General features: G+C 67.5%; 17 protein-coding genes. 1 reads left to right on the top strand and 16 read right to left on the bottom strand.

The window, feature by feature from the left end:
- Positions 1-35: 35 nt before the first annotated feature.
- The 12 genes from H3H37_RS21125 to H3H37_RS21070 all read right to left on the bottom strand — a co-directional run bounded on the left by H3H37_RS21125 (position 36) and on the right by H3H37_RS21070 (position 13,346).
- On the bottom strand, positions 36-1,382 hold the full coding sequence (locus H3H37_RS21125) for an MBL fold metallo-hydrolase (protein WP_182166201.1): 1,347 nt from the start codon (positions 1,380-1,382) through the stop codon (positions 36-38).
- Between the two features lie 46 nt (positions 1,383-1,428).
- Complete coding sequence (locus H3H37_RS21120) at positions 1,429-1,989, bottom strand: type II secretion system protein (RefSeq protein ID WP_229218946.1); 561 nt, start codon at positions 1,987-1,989, stop codon at positions 1,429-1,431.
- A complete protein-coding gene (locus H3H37_RS21115; protein WP_229218945.1) occupies positions 1,976-2,356 on the bottom strand; it encodes a type II secretion system protein in 381 nt (126 codons plus the stop codon). The genes H3H37_RS21120 and H3H37_RS21115 overlap by 14 nt, the downstream gene beginning before the upstream one ends.
- Before the next feature lie 5 nt (positions 2,357-2,361).
- The gene (locus tag H3H37_RS21110; protein WP_311197571.1) at positions 2,362-2,844 is read right to left on the bottom strand and encodes a type II secretion system protein; all 483 of its coding nucleotides are present in this window, start codon (positions 2,842-2,844) and stop codon (positions 2,362-2,364) included.
- Between the two features lie 2 nt (positions 2,845-2,846).
- Positions 2,847-4,850: a secretin GspD/PilQ domain-containing protein gene (locus H3H37_RS21105; protein ID WP_182166197.1), complete on the bottom strand. Its 2,004-nt coding sequence runs from the start codon at positions 4,848-4,850 to the stop codon at positions 2,847-2,849.
- Positions 4,847-5,524 carry a hypothetical protein gene (locus tag H3H37_RS21100; RefSeq protein WP_182166366.1) on the bottom strand — a complete coding sequence of 226 codons (678 nt, stop codon included), beginning with the start codon at positions 5,522-5,524 and terminating at the stop codon, positions 4,847-4,849. Before H3H37_RS21100 ends, H3H37_RS21105 begins: the two co-directional genes overlap by 4 nt.
- Complete coding sequence (locus H3H37_RS21095) at positions 5,521-6,111, bottom strand: hypothetical protein (protein ID WP_182166195.1); 591 nt, start codon at positions 6,109-6,111, stop codon at positions 5,521-5,523. Before H3H37_RS21095 ends, H3H37_RS21100 begins: the two co-directional genes overlap by 4 nt.
- The gene (locus tag H3H37_RS21090; RefSeq protein ID WP_229218944.1) at positions 6,099-6,782 is read right to left on the bottom strand and encodes a hypothetical protein; all 684 of its coding nucleotides are present in this window, start codon (positions 6,780-6,782) and stop codon (positions 6,099-6,101) included. The genes H3H37_RS21095 and H3H37_RS21090 overlap by 13 nt, the downstream gene beginning before the upstream one ends.
- A complete protein-coding gene (locus H3H37_RS21085; protein WP_182166193.1) occupies positions 6,779-7,591 on the bottom strand; it encodes a hypothetical protein in 813 nt (270 codons plus the stop codon). Before H3H37_RS21085 ends, H3H37_RS21090 begins: the two co-directional genes overlap by 4 nt.
- Positions 7,592-7,679: 88 nt before the next feature.
- A complete protein-coding gene (locus H3H37_RS21080; RefSeq protein ID WP_182166191.1) occupies positions 7,680-9,380 on the bottom strand; it encodes a GspE/PulE family protein in 1,701 nt (566 codons plus the stop codon).
- Positions 9,377-10,594, bottom strand: coding sequence for a type II secretion system F family protein (locus tag H3H37_RS21075; protein ID WP_182166189.1), 1,218 nt, complete (start codon positions 10,592-10,594; stop codon positions 9,377-9,379). Before H3H37_RS21075 ends, H3H37_RS21080 begins: the two co-directional genes overlap by 4 nt.
- A 217-nt stretch (positions 10,595-10,811) precedes the next feature.
- On the bottom strand, positions 10,812-13,346 hold the full coding sequence (locus H3H37_RS21070; RefSeq protein WP_182166187.1) for a M4 family metallopeptidase: 2,535 nt from the start codon (positions 13,344-13,346) through the stop codon (positions 10,812-10,814).
- Positions 13,347-14,072: 726 nt separating this feature from the next.
- Between H3H37_RS21070 and H3H37_RS21065 the strand changes: the two genes are divergently transcribed.
- On the top strand, positions 14,073-14,750 hold the full coding sequence (locus tag H3H37_RS21065) for a hypothetical protein (RefSeq protein WP_182166185.1): 678 nt from the start codon (positions 14,073-14,075) through the stop codon (positions 14,748-14,750).
- 49 nt (positions 14,751-14,799) lie between these two features.
- Here the strand turns inward: H3H37_RS21065 and H3H37_RS21060 are convergent, their stop codons facing one another.
- The 4 genes from H3H37_RS21060 to argH form a co-directional block, all read right to left on the bottom strand.
- Positions 14,800-15,489, bottom strand: a complete 690-nt coding sequence (locus tag H3H37_RS21060; RefSeq protein WP_182166183.1) for a DUF6445 family protein — start codon at positions 15,487-15,489, stop codon at positions 14,800-14,802.
- Entirely contained in the window at positions 15,489-17,150 is a 1,662-nt protein-coding gene (locus H3H37_RS21055; RefSeq protein WP_182166181.1) for a TRAP transporter large permease, read from the bottom strand. Before H3H37_RS21055 ends, H3H37_RS21060 begins: the two co-directional genes overlap by 1 nt.
- A 33-nt stretch (positions 17,151-17,183) precedes the next feature.
- Positions 17,184-17,756 carry a TRAP transporter small permease subunit gene (locus tag H3H37_RS21050; protein ID WP_182166352.1) on the bottom strand — a complete coding sequence of 191 codons (573 nt, stop codon included), beginning with the start codon at positions 17,754-17,756 and terminating at the stop codon, positions 17,184-17,186.
- A 153-nt stretch (positions 17,757-17,909) separates the two neighbouring features.
- Positions 17,910-19,307 carry an argininosuccinate lyase gene (gene argH / locus H3H37_RS21045; protein WP_182166179.1) on the bottom strand — a complete coding sequence of 466 codons (1,398 nt, stop codon included), beginning with the start codon at positions 19,305-19,307 and terminating at the stop codon, positions 17,910-17,912.
- Between the last annotated feature and the right edge of the window lie 29 nt (positions 19,308-19,336).

The raw sequence follows: 19,336 nt of genomic DNA, 5'->3' as shown, positions 1-19,336 counted from the left end.
CTCGTCCCACCGCCCCGGCCGGCCTGGCCGGGGTGTCAATGTTCCTGAAGACGGCGCAACTGGGCGGCCTGGTAGGCCCCGAAGGCGTCGTTGAACAGGCAGCGGATCAGGGGATCGTCCACGATCTCCGCGTCCGCGATCTCCTCCTCCGTCACCGCGTCGAAGCGTGCATCGTTGATGCGCATGTACATCGACGTCAGCGATTCTCCCAACGCCAGCGCCGCATACACCTTGGCCAGCGGGACTTCCGTCGTCCAGCCCAGCGGACTGTCGTCGTCATCGGGCAGGCGCGCGATGCTGTCGCCGTGCACCCGGTAGCGCAAGTGGGTGACCGAGCCGTCATGATCGTACAGAGACAGGCGCCATACGCGCGGCTGGTCGAAATAGCCGCCCGGTTCCAGTTCCATGTCCGCGTACTTCTCCAGCAGCCCGGCGTGGCAATAATCGCGCACCGTGCGCGCCTGCTCCGCGGTCAACGGCGCGAAGTGGCGCGCGATGTCGGCCGTCGCTGGCGGGGCTGCGTGGCCGTCGTACTGGTAATCGACATCCTGCTCGCCGACGGGGATCACCCACGGCAGCGGGGCCGAAGGCCGCAGCGTGGTGGCGTCCAGCGTCACGGAGACGGACGGATTGAGGCGCACCACCCGCGCCTGGGGCAGCGTGGCCTCCACCGTTTGCTGGAACAGCCGGTAGGTGAGCGGGAAGAAGGCGCGGTTGTACCACGACCACGGCTCCTGCTGGAACTGGCACGAGCTAGGCACCACGTAGCGCGGATTGAGCACCTTGAGCTGCGCCAGCCATTCGGCGGGAATCTCGACCGGGTCGATCTCCGATCGCGAGGGCATCAGCACCTCCACTTCGCGCATGGTCTGGAATGGCCACAGCACCATGTCCCATGGCGCCTCGCGGGCCAGCACGCCCAGCGTGACGGGGGCGATCCACGCGTCCACCACGTTGAGCACATTGAGGCCATCGGCCCGCACCTGGAACATGGAATCCACGTCGGCGTCGATCGCCTCGCGCGGGGTGATCTCCATGCTGCCGATGGTGACGGCTGCATCGACGCGCAGCGCATGCACGTGGCGGAAGCCCAGTTCGCGCAGCATGGCGAACAGCTCGTCGAACAGGCAGTACAGGTAGATGGGCGTGTCGCGGTCCAGCAGGTCCAGGCTTTCGAGCGAACAGTGGTCGTCGTGGAAGTGTGAGATGAAGACGGCGTCGAAGCGCTGTTGCCTGATCTGGTCCAGGTCGAAGCGTACGTCGGGGAAGGCGTGGCAGTTGCGGCTGAACGGATTTTCGAAGATGGGATCGAAGGCGATGCGCGTGGCGCCGCACTCGAACACATAGCCGGCGTGCAGGATACGGGAAATTTTCAGGCTCATTGGGGGCGCTGGCGTGCAGCGTGGCGGTTCTGCTCAAACCGCCATTTTATCCTCCCCGCATGGCAGAACCTCCGGGCGCGGCATTGGGCGCCGGGCCGGGCGTGGGCGTGGCGCCGTTCTCGGGTGGGATGAACAGGTCGTGCGGGTAGGTGAACACCCAGTCGGCGTAACGGGCTTTCAGGCGCAGTCCCGCGTCGTCGTCCTCGAAATTGTCCTGCTTGATGGGCTGGCGGGCCGACAGAGAATGCACGCCCACGATGCGGCCTTGCAGCAGCACCAGCGCCCATTCCGCCTTGCCCGTGACGGGATCGGCGTACAGGCGGCGCAGGTGGCGCGTGGCGCCGGCGAAGCGCGGGTCCTTGAGCAGTTCGTCCAGCGTTTGCGGATACTGGTTGCGCCCGTTGGCCTTGTAGTAGCTGGCGATGGCGTTGCGGAATTCGTGGCCGATGAACAGCAGCTCGCGCTCCTGGTCGCGCCGCGCGGCCGTCGCATACAAATCGCCTGCGATGGTCAGGCCCACGCCCATGAACGCCACCATCAGCAGCGTCCACAGGTAGGCGAAGCCGCGCGCGCGCTGCCGCCGCCATGGTTGGCTACAGCTGGCCATACGGCACCCCTTCGCGCGTGTTGCCCTTGGCGCCGCTGCGCACGTCGGCCACGCCCGGTTTGTCCACGTCGGGCGAGGGCAGCAACTGCCAGGTGGACGACGATTCCGTCACCGGGTCCAGCGGCACCGTGCGGAAGTAGTGCTGCGCCACCAGGTCGGCCAGCGCGGACGGGTATTCGCCCTTGTCGGCGTAGTATTTGTCGATCCCGCTGCGCAGCACCTGCAGGTTCTCCCTGAGCGCCACTTCCTTCGACTTCTCCACCGAGCCGAAATAGCGCGGCAGGGCGATGGTCAACAGCAGCGAAATGATGGCCAGCACCACCAGCAGTTCGATCAGCGTGAAGCCGCTCCGCGCGCGCCTGTGCATGGCCGTCACCATAGCTTGAGCGGCACGCCGTTCAGGCCCACCGCGTCCGAGCGCGAGGCGACGTCGAACACGTCCTCGCCTTCGGTGGGATTGTCGGGCGGCGAGGCGTAGCTGCGTTTGGCCCAGCTGGCCGCCGCGCTGGTGCCGGGCGGCGCGAATGGGTCGCGCGGCAGGCGGCGCAGGAAGTACATGTTCTGTTTGCGCGGGCTGCGCTGGTCGGGCACGCCGTCCACCAAGTCTTCCAGCTTTTTCGGGTAGCCCGATTCGCCCAGACCCGGCTTGATGTGGCCGTTGTCAGCGGCCCGCTTGTAGGCGTCGATCGCCTCGCGCAGTTCGATCAGGGCCGTGCGCAACTGGCGTTCCTTGTCGCGTTGCAGCGCCACCTGCGCCATCGGCACGGCCACCGTGGCCAGCGTGGCCATGATGGTGAGCGTGATCATCAGCTCGATGAAGGTGAAACCGCGCTGGCGTCCGGGATGGGTCGTCACGGTCACTGTCCCTTTTTCGGCGCGTACGGGATGCCGCCCGGCGGAATTGGCTTGGTGGAAGGCTGCGCGGGGAGAGCGGAGGCGCCGTCGCCGGCGTCGGGGACGGCTGGCGGCTCGGTCGGGGCCGACGTCGGCGCGTCCGCGTCGGTCATTGGCGCGCCGCCCGTCATGGCCGTGGCGGCGCGCGCGGGCTGGCCGGCGCCGGCGCCGGCTCCCGTGCTGGCCCCGGCCGAAGCCAACACCAGGCCGGCCGCGCCGCGTCCACCGATATCGGTCTCGGTGCCGGAATTGAATTCGGCCGCGCTCATTTCGGGGCGCTGGATGGCGCGCAGCACGTGCGGGGTGATCGACAGCACGATCTCGCTGCGGGTGCTGTCGTCCTTCTGGCTGCCGAACAGGCGGTCCAGCACGGGCGCTTCGCCCAGGCCCGGCACCTTGTAGGCCGTCTTGCGGTCCTCGTCGTTGATCAGGCCCGCCAGCACCTGGGTTTCGCCGTCGTGCAGGCGCAGCACGGTGGCGGCGCTGCGGGTGCCGATCTGGTAGGCCTGGGTGCCGGACTTGCTGGTGATGTCCTTGACCACGCTGCTCACTTCCAGGTTGATCTTGATGGCCACTTCGTCGTCCAGGTAGACGTTCGGCTCCACGTCCAGCTTCAGGCCCACGTCGACGTAGTTGACGCTGTCCGAACTCACGCCCTGGTTGGTGGTGACGGTGATGACGGGCACGCGGTCGCCGATCAGCACCTTGGCCTTGTCCTTGTTGCGCACGCGGATGCGGGGATTGGCCAGGATGTTGCTGTCGGTGTCCGTCTTGGTGGCGTTGAGCGTGACGGAGCCGAGGCCCAGCGCGATGTTCTCGCCGTTGATGCGGCGCAGGTCGGCCAGTTTCAAGCTGCCCGGCAGGCTGTTGCCCTGGCCGAGCAGGGTCAGGCCGGCGCCGTCGGGCCAGCGTATGCCCAGCTCCTGGCCGCGCGTGCGTTTGACCTCCAGCACCTCCACTTCCAGCATCACTTCGGGATCGGCCACGTCCTGCACGGCGATGATGCGTTCGGCCATGCGCACCATTTCCGGTGTGTCGCGCATCATGATCATGCCGATCCGTTCGTCGGTGACGATGTCGCGTGCCTTGAGCAGGGTCTTGAGCGTGAAGGCCACGGTCTTCACGTCGGCGTTGGCGAGGAAGAAGCTGCGCACCACCAGTTGCTGGTAGTCCTTCACCTTCTGCGGCGTGTTGGGATAGATGGTGATGGCGCGCTCGCCCGTGACGGTCTGCTCCAGCTGGTTGGCGCCCAGCAGCATGGAGATGGCCTGCTCGATGCTGGCGTCGCGCACCGAGATGGTGGCGCGCAGGTTGGGATCAACGTCGCGGTCGAACACGAAGTTCAGGCCCGACACCTTGCCGATGAAGTCGAACACGGAACGCAGCGGCGCGTCGCGGAATTCGAGCGTGACGGGCTTGCGGTAGGCGGCGGCCAGCCGTCCGCCCGCAGGATGCAGCCGGGTCTGGGCGTCGGCGATGCGGGTCTTCAGGCGCAGGGCGTCGCGCTGGTTGGGGCGTTCCAGCAGCAGTGGACGCAGCACGTCCTGCGCTTGGGCGAGATTGGCGTCGCCGCCTTTGGCCAGCAGTTGCTCCGCCTCGGCCATGATCTGACGGTGGCGGGCGTCCTGCGCCAGCGCGGCCAGTCCCTGGCGCGCCACGCTGTTGGCCGGATCGACGGCCAGCGCTTGCCGGAAGCTCTGTTCGGCGCCAGCCGTGTCGCCCTGTTCGCGTTGCAGCTCGGCGCGGGCGTTGTAGCTGTTGACGATCTTCAATTTGCGGTTCAGCAGCACCATGCGGTATTCGGCGTTGTGCGGATCGTCGCGCACGGCCTGTTCCAGCTTGGCGAGGCCCTGGTCGAACTGGCCCGCGTCGAGCAATGCGTTGCCTTCCTTGTAGTTGGGACTGCCGGCGCAGCCGCACAGCAGGGCGCTCAGCGACAGGACGGCGAATGCGGCGTGATGGTTCAATTGTTGTCCCCTACGGCTAAGGTCTGGCGCTCGTTGAGCGGCAGGTAGATGAATTGGAGCGCGCCGTTGGCCGCGCTTTCGAGCAGGTAGTTTTCGTCGATCTTTTCGCCGGGGCGGGCCACCACGTTGCGCCCGTCCTGTTGCAGGAAGTAGGCGCTCTTGCCATCCTCGACGAAGCGGCCCATGAACTGGAACGGCAGCGGCGGCGCACCCGATGGCGTGGTTGCCGCGCGCGCCGGTTGCGCCGCTTCGACCACCTGCGGCGGTAGCACCTTCTTGGGTGCGTCCGGTTGCCAGCTCTGCTTGGCGAACAGGTTGCCCAGTTCATCGTCGTTCACACGGGGGTGGATTTGCAGGTCCAGCCAGTGTTGCGGGGCGGGGGCGCCGTTGGCATCGGCGGGAGCGACAGCCGGATTAGGCACGGCGCCACCCGCTGCACCGGCTGCCGCGCCGTTGTTGGCATTGCCGGTATTGTTGGTATTGTTCGCGTTGTTTGCACTGCCGGCGTTGGCGCCAGTGTCGCCAGCATCGCCGGTGGCGCGGGCAGGGTTGGCAACGGCCGGTTCGCGCGTGGTGGCGGCGGCCGGTCCGACCACGCCGCCGTCCTGGTCAGGTGCGAACCATGCTGCCAGCAGGGTGGCGGCGGCGGCCACGCCGAGTACGAGCTTTCTCATCGGCGCACCCCACGCAGCCGCACCAGAAGCACGAACTGGATGCGTGCTTCCACGTCGCCGCTTTCGATCTGTTCGCGCTTGAACGCCACGGAATCGAGCGTCAGCGCAGGCACGGCTTGCAGCGCGCCGACGATGAAGTTCTGCACGCTGGCGTAGTCGGCGCGCACCGGCAGCGTGATCTGGTAGCGCAGGAACGCCGCCTGGCTGTCCTGCTCCGCCTTGTATTCGGCTTTGGCCAGGGTGACGCCGCTGTCCTGTGCCACCTTGGCCAGTGCGCTCAACTGGTCGGGGATGGTGTCATGCGCGGGGAGGTAGGCATAGAACGCGGCCACGCCGTCCGCTTCCGTGGCCACGGGGATGGCGGGCACGGCGGCGGCGCGCGCGGCGACGGCCAACTGGCGGCTCAGCGCGGCCTGTCGTTGGTCGAGTTGCGCGCCATGCCAGGTCGCCAGTGCGGCCAGCGCAAGGCAAGCCGCGCCTGCGATGACGGGCAGGCCGGTGCGGCGCAGCGCGCGGCGCGTTTGCCATGCGAGGCGGGCCGACAGGTTGGGCGGCAGCGTCAGCTTCGGTGCGCTCATTGATGCCATTGGGCCTCCATCTGGAAGCGGTAGGGGTGGTCCGGTGCGTTCACGTTCATTTCATGCTTGACCAGGTAGACCGACTGGAACAGCGGTTGCTGGTTGAGGAAGGCCAGGTAGTTGATCATGTCCTGCATGGTTTCCGCTTCGGCGGCGATCTTCAGGGCGCCGGCGGGCGTTGTGGATGCGCCAGCGTCGGCGGCAGGCTGGCTGTTCAGGTCCAGTGCCAGCAGGGCCACGCGCACGTCGCGTGGCGCCTGCACGGTCTTGATCAGGCGCGCCACGGGCAGGTTGAGCTGGCGCACGGCGGCGGCAACGGCCTTCACCTGCTGTTCCAGCGCGCGCTGCTCGGCCGGCGCGCGCGCGGGGCGGGCGACGGGACGGGGGCGCGCCTGCGCCAATTGGTTTTCGAGCCGGGACACGGCCTGCTGGCGGGCGCTCCAGCCGATGGCGGCCGGCGCCAGTGCGAGCAGGCCGGCCGCCAGCAGGACCAGCCGCCAGCCCGACAAGGGCGCCCCGGTCGGCAGGAAGTTGATCTGGCTGACGTGGCTGGAGCGTATCGGCAGCAGCCGCGCCAGCCGGTTCCGCAGGCGCGCCATGGCCGATGGCGGCGGTGCCCCCGGCAGTGCGCCGGGAGGACCGGGCGGCAGGTGCGCAGGCGGCTGGTGATGGAAGTTCATGCGGCCTCCTCTGCCGCGCCGGGCGCCTGCACGGTGCCGAACGGACTGTCGGCCAGCCGGAACGGCGGCGGCAATACGTCGGCGCCGGCCGTGCGGGCCAGGCGCAAGTTGGCGCCGCTCAGGTCGACCACCGCGATATCGGCGGTCAACGGCGCGGCCAGTAGCGTCAGTTCCGGCGTGCGCAGCGTCCAGCGCTGCCACGCCTGCACCAGCTCACCGTGCCAGGCCGCGCCGCAAGGCTGGGAGGCGATGGCCGTGATGCGGTCTCCGGTCAGCGCGGCCAGCGTCAGCCGGCCCGCCTCCACCACCGCCAGCGCTTGTGGACGCGACGCCATCAGCGTGCGCAGCACCACACTGATGGCTGGCTCGATGGCGTGGCAGCGTGCGCCGGTTGCTGCCCGCAGGTCGGCCAGCAGGGTCGCATCGATGCCGCAGACGAGGCGTGGCAGGCCATAGGGCGCGTCGTCTGCCGCCACGCTCCAGCCGCGCGCCGCGTCGCCGTACAGGGCGGCCAACTGGGTTTGCAGGAAGCGGGTGGCGCCCGCCTCCGTCAGCAGGGCGTCGCTCCACGGTGCCACCAGCATCTGGCACCAGCGGCCCGCCAGGCTCAGTTCCAGCGGCAGGCCGGCACCGGTCTGGCCGGCCCGGGCCAGCCAGGCGCGCAGCGCGTCCACGGCGGGCTGCCAGTGGCCGGTGGGATTGTCGATGGCCACGCGCACGGTGCTGGCATCCAATGGCCGACCGCCACGGCAGACGACGGCCAGCAGCTGTTGGGGCGCCAGGTGTACGCGCAGCGTGCGTGCGCCCAAGCTCGCTCCCGGGCCCGCCAGCGCGCTTGCGCGCGAGCCGTCACTGTTGCGCCCTTGCCGCCGCGCGGCTAGCCACATGCCCAGTCCATCAATAAGTGACACGATTGAGCTCCGTTAAAGTCGTTTCCCCCAGCCGCACCAGGTCCAGCGCCGCTTCGCGCGCAGGCCGGAACGCCATCGTGGCGGCTTCCTCCTTCATGCGTCCCACCGGTGCGCGGGTGCAGATCATTTCGCGCATGGTGTCGTTCAGGATCAGCACTTCGGCCACGGCCTTGCGGCCCTTGTAGCCGGTGCCGCGGCAATGGCCGCAGCCGGCGCCGGCCTTGAAGCGCCAGCCCGCAACCTGCTGCGGCGTGAGGCCGCTGTCGCGCAGGTCCTGCGGATCGGGCGCCACGTCCACTGCGCAGTGCTCGCAGTTCAGGCGCAGCAGGCGCTGGGCCACGATCCCGTTCAGCGCGGCCGCGAAGCTGTACGGGTCCACCCCCATGTGCAGGAAGCGGCCCACCACGTCGAACACGTTGTTGGCGTGGACGGTGGTGAACACCAGGTGGCCCGTCAGCGAGGCCTGCACGGCGATCTGCGCCGTCTCGTCGTCGCGGATCTCGCCGATCATGATTTTGTCCGGATCGTGGCGCAGGATGGAGCGCAGCCCGCGCGCGAAGGTCAGGCCCTTCTTCTCGTTGACGGGGATCTGCAGCACGCGCGGCAGCCGGTATTCGACCGGGTCCTCGATGGTGACCACCTTGTCGCGCCCCGTGTTAATTTCCGTCAGCGCCGCGTACAGGGTGGTGGTCTTGCCGGAGCCGGTCGGCCCGGTCACCAGCAGCATGCCGTGCGGCTTGGCGGCCAGGCGCCGGATGTGGGCGATGGCGTCCTCGTTCAGGCCCAGGCTTTCCAGCCGCAGCGACTGGGCCGCCTCCGTCAGCGCGCGCCGGTCCAGCAGGCGCAGCACGGCGTCCTCGCCAAAAATATTGGGCATGATGGAGACGCGGAAGTCGATCTCGCTGCCTTTCACGCGCACCTTGAAGCGGCCGTCCTGGGGCACGCGGCGCTCGGCGATATCGAGTTCGGCCAGCACCTTGATGCGCGAGATCACCTGCTCGGCCATCTGCAAGCCCTGCACCTGGCCGGCCTGCACCAAAACCCCGTCGACCCGGTACTTGATGACCAGGCTGGCCACGTCGCATTCGAGGTGGATGTCGCTGGCCTGGAACTTGAGCGCGTCGTAGATAGTGGAGTTGACCAGCTTGACCACGGGGCTGCTGTCCTCGCTGATGCGGATCAGCGAAATGTCCTCCACGTCCGCGTCGTCGCCCGGGCCAGCGCCATCCTCGCCCAGCATGCCGGCCATGGCTTGCTGGGCCGATTCGAGCTGGGTCAGGTAGGCGGCCAGGTCGTCGGCGTGGGCCAGCGCCACCGTGAACGGCACGGGCACGGCATAGCCGGCCCATTGCAGCACGTCGTCGGCCAGCGGGTCGGCGATCACCAGCACCGGCGCGCCACCATGGCCGTGGCCATGGTCGTGACCACCTTCGTGCAGCAGCACGCAGTCGCGCTGGGCGCAGTCGGTGTAGGGCAGCAGATCGAACGCCGGTTGGGCCGCTTGCAGCCGGGCCATGGGCCAGGCCGGATAGTGGAACAGCGCGGCCAGCTGGCGCGTGAATTCCTCGGGCGTGAGGCCGGCCAGTTCCTGCAGCACGGCCAGTTGCGGCCGGCCTTGTTCCATCGCCGCCGCGCGCGCCGCCTGCAGCAGGGCGGGGCCGAGAATGGACGGTTCGCGCGCGTTCATGACAGGCTCCCGGCCAGCTCAAAAATCGGCATGTACATCAGCACCACCACGCCGCCAATCACGACGCCGATCACCGTCATCAGCAGCGGTTCGATCAGGCGCGAGGCCCAGTCCACCCAGCGCGCGAATTGCTCGTCGTGGAATTTGGCCGAGCGTTCCAGCATGTCGCCCAGGCGGCCCGTGTTCTCGCCCACCTTGAGCAGCGACTGGGCCACGGGCGTGGCCAGCCCGTGCTGTTGCAGCGCGACGGAGAACGGCAAGCCTTGTTCCACGGCGCGCCGTGTCAGCGCCAGTTGTTCCTGCTGGGCCGGCAGCAGCATGGCGTTGGTCATGGCCAGCGCCTTGGCCAGTGGGATGCCCGCGTGCAGCAGCAGGCTCAGGGCGCGGTAGCAGCGCGCCAGCCGGAATTCTGCCGCCCGCGCGGCCAGCACGGGCAGGCGCAGCACGGCCAGGATCAGGCGCGCGCGCAATTGCGGGTGGCCGAGGCCCAGCGCCACACCGCCCACGGCGCCGCCCAGCGCGCCCAGCGACAGCCATGGGTGGCCGGCCAGTGTGCGGCCGAACCCCAGCAGCAGCTGCGACATGAACGGGATCTCGCGGCCCGAGCTTTCATACACCACGCTGAAGCGCGGCACCACATAGCCCAGCAGGAACAGCGTGACCAGCGTGCCCACCACCAGCAGCATGGCCGGGTAGATGGCGGCCGACACCAGCTTCTTGCGGATGGCGTCGAACTGCAACTGGTAGGCCACGTAGCGGGCCAGCGCTTCGGGCAGGTTGCCCGAGCGTTCGGCCGCGTGCACGGTGGCCACGTAGATGTCGGGGAAGATGGCCGGCAGGTCGGCCAGCGTGTCGGAAAAACTCTGGCCCTGTTGCAGCGCGCGTTCGATGGCCACCAGCGTGGCGCGGGCGCCGGGCCGGTCTTCCTTGTTGCGCAGGGTGGCGATGGCTTCGCCCAGATTCAGGCCCGCTTCGAGCAGGGCCAGCAGCTCCTGGCTGAATTGCAGCAGGGGGAAGGGTTGGGCGCCGCGTACGCCGACACCCGCGCCGGCGGCGCCCGCGTCAGCGTTGCCGGTGGCGCCCGGGGCCGCGACGGCCAGCACGCGCCAGCCTTGGCGGGCCGCCAGTCGGATCGCTTCCGCCTCGCTGGCCGCTTCCAGCGCCACGCTGTGGCGGGCGGCGCCGGCGCCTTGCACCTGCAACTGGAAGCGCATGTCAGGTCCGGGCCCGGGCGCGCTTCAACGGCATGGGGGAGGGCACGGCGGGGATATTCGGTGTACGCATCGGTGGTTCACAATCGAAAAAATCTCAACGGTCGGACAGCCCTGCGCTACCTTAGACCGCTGCTGCAAAAAAGGCAATGTTGCTCTGCAACCGGCGGCGCCGATACAACAGCGCCGCCGGGTTTTACTGCGTTACCGCTTCAGCGGCTTACTGGGTCAGCACGCTGACCTTGTCGATCACGAACGAGGTTTGCAGCGACGAGTCCTCCGTCTCCGAGAACGACAGCGTCACGGTCTGGCCCTTGTACGGCAACAGGTTGAAGCTGCGGATCTGGTAGCCCGAAGCCGCGTTCACGTTGCTGTAGGTGGCCAGCGTGCCCAGCGTGGTGCCGGCGCTGTTCTTCACGCTCACCGTCAGCTTGTCGTAGGCGGTGCTGCCGCTTTCGGCCGTGTCGATGTGCAGTGCGAAGCTCAGCGTGGCGCTGGTGGCCGTCGACGGGATCACCACGGCCTGGGTCAGCTTCTCGGTGATGGCGCTGCCGTTGCCGCCCATCCAGGCGTACTTCGTGCCTTCGTAGGCTGCCTCGCCGCTGAAGGAGCCGATGTCGCCCGTGTTGCCGCTCCAGCCCGTGGTGCCGGACTCGAAGCCGCCGTTGGTGACGCGCTCGGTGGTGCCGCCGGTGCTGCTGACGGTCAGCGTGGCGTTACCCGAGGTGGCCGTGACCGGCGTGGCCGACGAATCGGTCACGGTGGCGTTGAACACGGCGCCGTTGTCGGTGCTCTGGGCCGTGAAGCTGTAGGTGGCCGCGTTCGCGCCGCTGATCAGGGCGCCGTTGCGGTACCACTTGTAGGTGTAAGGCGCGGTGCCGCCCGTGGCGCCGACGGCGAACGATGCCGTGGAGCCGGCCGCCACGGTGATGCTGGCCGGCTGGGTGCTGATGCTTACGCCACCGCCGCCCGCCACTTCATCCACGTCGCTGCCCACGTTGATGGCCGCGTAGGCGCGCTGCACGGCGATCGCTTCCGGGCTGCCCACGCCATACAGTTCCTGGGCCGAAGCGAGCACCTTGGCGCGCGCGTCGGCGTAGTTGGTGGTGGAGGTGAACTTGGTGGTGTTGGCCTTGAACCAGATGCGCCATGCCTTGTCGTTGCCGATGCCGGTCATGTTGGCCGGGCTCTTGACCAGGTAGCGGCTGTAGTAGTCGCTGGTCGAATCGGCGCTGGAACCTTGCGACAGGAAGTAGAACATGCGGTTGTTCGGGCCGGAGCTGTAGTGCACGTCCAGGCTGGAGATGGTGCTGGTCCAGGCATCCGGGCTGCTGCCATCCTTGCTCGGCTTGTACATCCAGCGCAGCGGCTGGCCGTCCTTGGAGATGTCCTTGCCCATCATCCAGTCGTTGCCGGTGGCCGGCACCACGGTGCCGGTGCCGCCGCCGTGGGCGTAGGCTTCGATCATCTCGCCGCCGATGTCGGAGTTCGATTCGTTCAGGCCACCCGATTCACCCGAGTAGTTCAGGTTGGAGCTGGAATCGGTCACGCCGTGCGACATCTCGTGGCCGATCACGTCGATCGAATCGAGGCTCTTGAAGCTGCTGCCGTCGCCGATGTACATGCACTTGCAGCCCGAATCGTAGAACGCGTTGTCGTAGGAGTTGTCGACGTGGACGGCGATGTAGGTGGCGGTGTTGTTGCCGTCCAGGCTGGACCAGCCCAGCACGTTCTTCATGCCGTCGTAGGTGTTCATCAGGCCCCACAGCGAATCGACGGCGGCCGTCTGGCCGTTGGCGCTGGTGGTGCTGCCGCCGCTGTAGTTCTGGCCGTCGCCCCAGGTGTTGGTCGAGTTGGTGTAGATGCTGCCGGCGCTGGGGCTGCTGGCCGAGCTGTGGTTGGCGTTGGTGATGGCCATGCCGCCGTAGGTGCCGCCCGTGCCGCGCGAGGCGTCCTTCATCGAGTAGGTGCTGCCGCTCAGGGTGGTGTTGATGGGCACCGTGCCGCTGTACTGGCTGTTGCCGGTGCCGACCACGGTCTGCAGGGCCTTCCACTGGGCGATCACGGCGCCCGTCTTGGCGTTGACCACCGTGTCATGGTAGACCAGGCGGGTGCCGTCGGCCATGCGGGTGTGGACCAGGTAGGCCAGCTCGTAGTGGTCGATCACCTGCTCCAGGTCGAGCGCGTTCAGATCCGCTTCCGCCTTGTTCAGGGCCGAGGCGATGCGCACCGATTTCATCACGGGGTAGACCAGCAGTTCCGAGGTCGGCATCCAGCGGTGCACGCCGCGCGGCGCCACCTGCTTGACCACCAGCGCGATGGCGTCGCTGCCGCTCAGGGTGGGCGTCAGGTCCGGCGCGGCCGGGGTGGCCATGGCGACGCGGCCCCGCGCGTCGGCGACATGGACGCCGGGACGGCGCTCGGAGACGGACTGGCTGACGATGTCGCCGGCCGCGTTGGTGACGACCACGGCTTCCGAACCGAACACGCGCAAGCCGTTGTAGGTGTGGTTCAGGCGCACGATCTTGGTGCCCGCCACGCCCGGATGCTGGCTGGCGATCTGGAAGCTGTGTTGCGCACCCAGGCCCAGCGCGCTGTCCTTGGCGGTCAGCTTGGCCACCAGGCTGGCGCTCTCTTGTGGAGAAGCCAGGGCGACGGGGGCCGCCATCAGGGGACCGGCCGCGTGGGCGGCGGTGGACGCCACCACCGGCAGGGCGGCGATGGATGCGGCAAGTAAGGTCTTACGTAAATTCATCTCTTCTCCATGGGGTATGTTCGTTCGATTGAAGGTCTGGCCGGGGGTAGCGGTGGCCAGCCCGGCGTTTCCCGCGCTTGCCCGGCGGGGTGGCCGGGCGGGCGCTGGATGGGGCGGAAACAACGGGCAGGGGGCACACTATGCCGTTGGCTGGGGCCAAGTCAAAAAACTTGGAAAATTGGTCGCAAGACACAAAAATGTTAAAAATGGGACATTCTCAAAAGCATCATCGCGGCCGCTTTTACCGCAACTTGGCGTGGGAATCGCGCACGATAGGGCGGTTTTGTGTGAATTGCGCCACGGAATAGGTGTAACACTCTAAATTCGCGTGATAAGCAACACTTCGCCTGTCTTGGCGCAAGGTAAAGGTTGCGAAAATTTAATATTGCGAATTACACTAGGTTGCAAGGCGGGCGGAATACCATTCCGGCCGACATACAAAAAGCGCGGGGCACGACCCTCGGCACATCGCGCATATCGGGAACCACAGGAAGAAAAACATGACTGCTCACCCACGTCTGTCCAGACACGATCGCCTCTCCCGCAACGTGATCAGCGCCGCGCTGCCCCCTCCCACTTAACACGGCTTCTGAGCTGTCCGGTCCGCGCCGTGCCCACCCAGCCCGGGTGCATGGCGCCTTTGTCATTTCAGTGGATATGTACGCCGTCCCGCGGGGCCCCTTTGCCCGCCGCGTCGGGACGGCGCGACGCAAGCGGGAGTTCACTATGCTGTCGATAGCTACCAAAGTAGAGCGCATCGTCATGGAATCGGCATTCCTGACCGAAGGGCTGGGCCGTGGCCTGATCAATTTATCGGAACTGGCGCGCCAGCTGCAGCCGCAGCTGGAGAGTGATTTGTGGAAGCCGGTCGGCCAGGCGGCCGTGGTGATGGCGCTGCGGCGCGTCTCCGAGCGCCTGCCGCCCGTGCGCGACAGCCAGATCGTGGTGGCCCAGAAGACGGGCGAGCTGACCACCCGCACCGAGCTGACGGAATTCACGTTCCGCTATTCCGAGCACACGCACGAATGCCACCGCCAGTTGCTGGCGCTGACGGAGCCGGTGCGCGGCGCCTTCATGACCGTCACGCGCGGCGTGAACGAGGTGATGGTGATCTGCAGCCGGCCGCTGACCGGCGTGGTGGAGCAGGTGTTCGACGGCGAGCGCCTGCTGGCGCGGCTGGAGAACCTGAATGCGGTGACGTTGCACCTGAATCCGGAGACCTGCCGCACGCCGGGCATCTACCACGCCGTGCTCAAGCAACTGGCGTGGGACAAGATCAGCCTCGTCAACATGATCTGCACCTACACGGAATTGACGTTGCTGCTGGAGCAGAACCAGACCGGGGCCGCGTTCTCGGTGCTGTCCAAGATCGTGGCGCCGTCCCGGCCGGGACTGGGGCGCTAAGACAGGCGCGCCCCAGGGCGGCCCGCCATCGGCGGCGGGCCCTTGCCGCTTACGCCATCCAGAAGAACACGGCCGTCATGCGCTTGTCGGCATGGTCGCAGCCGAAGTAGCCGCTGGCCGAGTGCACCAGGTTGGCCTTGTACAGCAGGATGCGGTTGTAGACGTTGTCGATTCGCAGATCCTCCTGCCACGCTTGCGGCGGCAGGCTGGTGACGCCCAGCGCCTCGCGCAGATTGGCGTGCGGCGGGCTGCAGACATTGCCGCCCAGCGTGCCGTCCGGATAGCGCAGCCGGTAGAACGAGGTGCCGGCCGCCGGCAGCGGATCGGGCGACAGGTAGATCACGGCCGCGTAGCGGCACAATTTGGTCGAATCCGTGTGCGGCCGTGCGCCCGATTCGATACCGCCCACCAGCTGCACGTAGTTGTGATTGAGCGTGCTGCCCTGCGGCGTGGCTTCCTGCCACAGCCGCCTGGCGCCCGTTACCTTCTTCACCCACGCCTCCACCTGCGCCAGTTCGTCCGGCAGCAGCGCGCCGGCGCTGCGCATGCCGGGCCAGGGTTCGGCCCGGTGCGGCGCGCCCAGCTCCCATTCCGCCTTGCCGAAGCAGCGCTGCGAGACGGCGTCCGCGTTGGGCAGGATGCCGTCGGCCACCCAGTAGTCGCGGCCCAGCTGCGGCTTGCGGTAGGTGAGGGCAGGCCGGCGGGCTGGCGCCGGCGCGGTGGCGCGGAGGTCGCGCATCACTTCTTGTCCGTGTCGGTCGAGAAGTTCAGCTGCGGCGCCTCGTCATCCTGCTTTTGCTCGGGCGGCGGCGCACTCTCCTCGCTGGACGGGGTGTCGATCTTCAGTTCCAGCTGCTCGTGCATGTCGACCTTCTTCTCCACCGACACCAGGCGCGGGAAGGTGATGATTAAGGCCACCATGATGATCTGGATCAGCACGAACGGGATGGCGCCCCAGTAGATGTCGGAGGTCTTCACTTCTTTCGAGGCCACCGAGCGCAGGTAGAACAGGGCAAAGCCGAACGGCGGGTGCATGAACGAGGTCTGCATGTTCACGCCCAGCAGCACGCCGAACCAGATCAGGTCGATGCCGAGCTTGTCGGCCACGGGACCGACCAGCGGCACCAGGATGAAGGCCAGCTCGAAGAAGTCGAGGAAGAAGGCCAGCAGGAAGAACATCAGGTTGACCACGATCAGGAAGCCGGTGCTGCCGCCGGGCAGGGACGACAGCAGGTGTTCGACCCACAGGTCGCCGTTCACGCCGCGGAACACCAGCGAGAACACGGTCGAACCGATCAGGATGAAGATCACGAAGCAGGCCAGGCGCGTGGTCGAATGCATGGCCTGCTTCGTCAGGCCCCACGACAGGCGGCCGTTGAGCATGGCCAGGATGATGGCGCCGGCGGCGCCCATGCCGCCGCCCTCGGTGGGCGTGGCCAGGCCGACGAAGATGGTGCCCAGCACCAGGAAGATCAGGGCCAGCGGCGGGATCATCACGAACACCACGCGTTCGGCCATGCGCGACAGCAGGCCCAGTTTCAGGTGGCGGTTGAGCAGCGCGAACAGGAAGGCGCCGACGATGCCCACGCCGGCCGAGAAGATGCCCAGTTCATCGGCCGCCAGCGCCGGATGGCCGGCGCCGTAGTAGCGCGCGAACGCGTACGAGGCGGCGGTGGCGCCCACCAGCAGGGCCAGCAGCGAACGCACGCCGCTGTCGCCGTTCGGTTCGCGCAGGTTGCGCGCTTCCAGCGGCAGGGCCGGCACCATCTTGGGCCGGAAGATGGAGATCAGCAGCACGAAGCCGGCGTACATCACCGTCAGCAGCAGGCCCGGCACGAAGGCGGCCTTGTACATGTCGCCCACGGAGCGGCCCAGCTGGTCGGCCATCACGATCAGCACCAGCGACGGCGGGATGATCTGGGCCAGCGTGCCGGAGGCGGCGATCACGCCCGAGGCCAGGCGCTTGTCGTAACCATAGCGCAGCATCACGGGCAGCGAGATCAGGCCCATCGAGATCACGGAGGCGGCCACCACGCCGGTGGTGGCGGCCAGCAGCGCGCCCACGAAGATCACGGCGTAGGCCACGCCACCGCGGATGGGGCCGAACAACTGGCCTATGGTGTCGAGCAAGTCCTCCGCCATGCCGGAGCGTTCCAGCACCAGGCCCATGAAGGTGAAGAAGGGGATGGCCAGCAGCGTATCGTTGGCCATGATGCCGAAGATGCGGTTCGGCAGCGCCTGCAGCAGCTCGATGTTGAGCAGCCCCAGCTCGATGCCCACCAGGCCGAAGAACAGGCCGTTGGCGGCCAGGGAAAACGCCACCGGGAAGCCCGATAGCAGGAAGATCACCAGGGCGCCGAACATGATGGGCGCCAGATTCGCTGTCAAGAATAATTCCATGTCTCGCGTTCCGCTCTTATTGTGTGTGGGGGATTACTGCAGCTTGTTGGCGGCCTTGATGGCCGCGATTTCTTCTTCCGGCGTGGCCACATGCTTGGCGAATTCATGGCCGTCGATCTTCCCGGCCAGGAAGGCGATGCGCTTGATGATCTCGGAGACACCCTGCAGCACCATCAGCGCGAAGCCGGCCGGCACCAGCAGCTTGGCCGGCCACACGATCAGGCCGCCGGCGTTGCTCGACATTTCGCCGCTCTGGATGGAGCCGATCGCGAACGGCACGCCGAAGTACAGGATCACCAGCGAGATGGGCATCAGGAAGAACACGAAGCCGAACAGGTCGATCCAGACCTGGGTGCGCTTGGAGAAGCGGCCGGCGATCACGTCGATGCGCACATGCTCATCGCGTTTGAGGGTATTGCTGGCGGCCAGCATGAACATGGCCGCGAACAGATACCACTGGATTTCCAGCCAGGCGTTGGAGCTGGCGTTGAAGATGTAACGCACCAGGGCGTTCACGGTGCAGATGGCGACGGCCGCCAGCAGCGCATAGGCCACCACGTTCGCCACTTTTTCGTTGAGCAGGTCGATGGCCCGCGATATCGACATAAACATTCAGGTCTCCTCGTTCTCGTTTTTGGCGTTGCGATCGGGGCGCTGCGTGGGCGCCCCGTGTTATGTCTTGCATGCCGCCCCGTATGGGAGCGGCATGGGCAGCATGGACAGCCTGCGGCCGGCGCGCGCAGTGAACGCGCGCCGGGGTCAGCCGGCCAGCTGGGCGCGCACGCGGGCGATGGCGGCGCGCACCTGGTTGGGCGCGGTGCCGCCCACGTGGTCGCGCGCGGCCACCGAGCCTTCCAGCGTGAGCACGGCGAACACGTCGTCGGTGATCAGGTCGGAGAAGGCGCGCAGCTGCTCGAGCGACAGGTCGGCCAGGTCGCAGCCCTGGTCCACGCAGGCGCGCACGGCGCGCGCCACGGCTTCGTGGGCGTCGCGGAACGGCAGGCCCTTCTTGACCAGGTAGTCGGCCAAGTCGGTGGCCGTGGCGTAGCCTTGCAGGGCGGCGCTGCGCATGGCGTCGGGTTTGACGCTGATGCCGCTGGCCATGTCGGCGAAGATGCGCAACGTGTCGACCACGGTGTCGACCGTGTCGAACAGCGGTTCCTTGTCTTCCTGGTTGTCCTTGTTGTAGGCCAGTGGCTGGCCTTTCATCAGGGTCAGCAGGCCCATCAGGTGGCCGTATACGCGGCCGGTCTTGCCGCGCGCCAGTTCCGGCACGTCCGGGTTCTTCTTCTGCGGCATGATGGACGAGCCGGTGCAGAAGCGGTCGGCGATGTCGATGAAGCCGACGCGTGGGCTCATCCAGATCACCAGTTCCTCCGACATGCGCGACACGTGGGTCATGATCAGCGAGGCGGCGGCCGTGAATTCGATGGCGAAATCGCGGTCCGAGACGGCGTCCAGCGAGTTGTGGCAGACGTCATCGAAGCCCAGGGTCTTGGCCACGTGCACGCGGTCGATCGGGAAGGTGGTGCCGGCCAGCGCGGCCGCGCCCAGCGGCAGGCGGTTGACGCGCTTGCGGCAGTCGGCCATGCGCTCGGCGTCGCGGCCGAACATCTCGACGTAGGCCAGCATGTGGTGGCCGAAGGTGATGGGCTGGGCCACCTGCATGTGGGTGAAGCCGGGCAGGATGGTGTCGGCGTTGTCCTCGGCCAGATCGGTCAGGGCGCCGCGCAGCGAGGCCAGGAGGGCCAGGATGTCGTCGATGGCCGAGCGCACGTACAGGCGGATGTCGGTGGCCACCTGGTCGTTGCGCGAGCGGCCCGTGTGCAGGCGCTTGCCGGCGTCGCCCACCAGTTCGGTCAGGCGTTTTTCGATATTCAGGTGCACGTCTTCCAGGTCCAGCAGCCATTCGAACTGGCCGGCGTCGATTTCCTGGGCGATCTGGGTCATGCCGCGCTCGATCTCGGCGCGGTCGGCGGCGCTGATGATGCCCTGTGCGGCCAGCATTTCGGCGTGGGCCAGCGAGCCCTGGATGTCGGCCTTGGCCAGGCGTTTGTCGAAGAAGACGGAGGCGGTGTAGCGCTTGACCAGGTCGGAGACCGGTTCGGAGAAACGCGCCGACCAGGCTTCGGCTTTTTTGGAGAGTTGTGCTGTCATGGTGATAAGAAGAGGCTAGGTGGTCCGGA

Origin of the sequence: Rugamonas brunnea, from assembly GCF_014042345.1 — a bacterium.
GTDB lineage: Bacteria > Pseudomonadota > Gammaproteobacteria > Burkholderiales > Burkholderiaceae_D > Rugamonas > Rugamonas brunnea.
The sequence above is the reverse complement of the archived record's forward strand: the minus strand, read 5'-3'. Positions and strand labels throughout refer to the sequence as shown.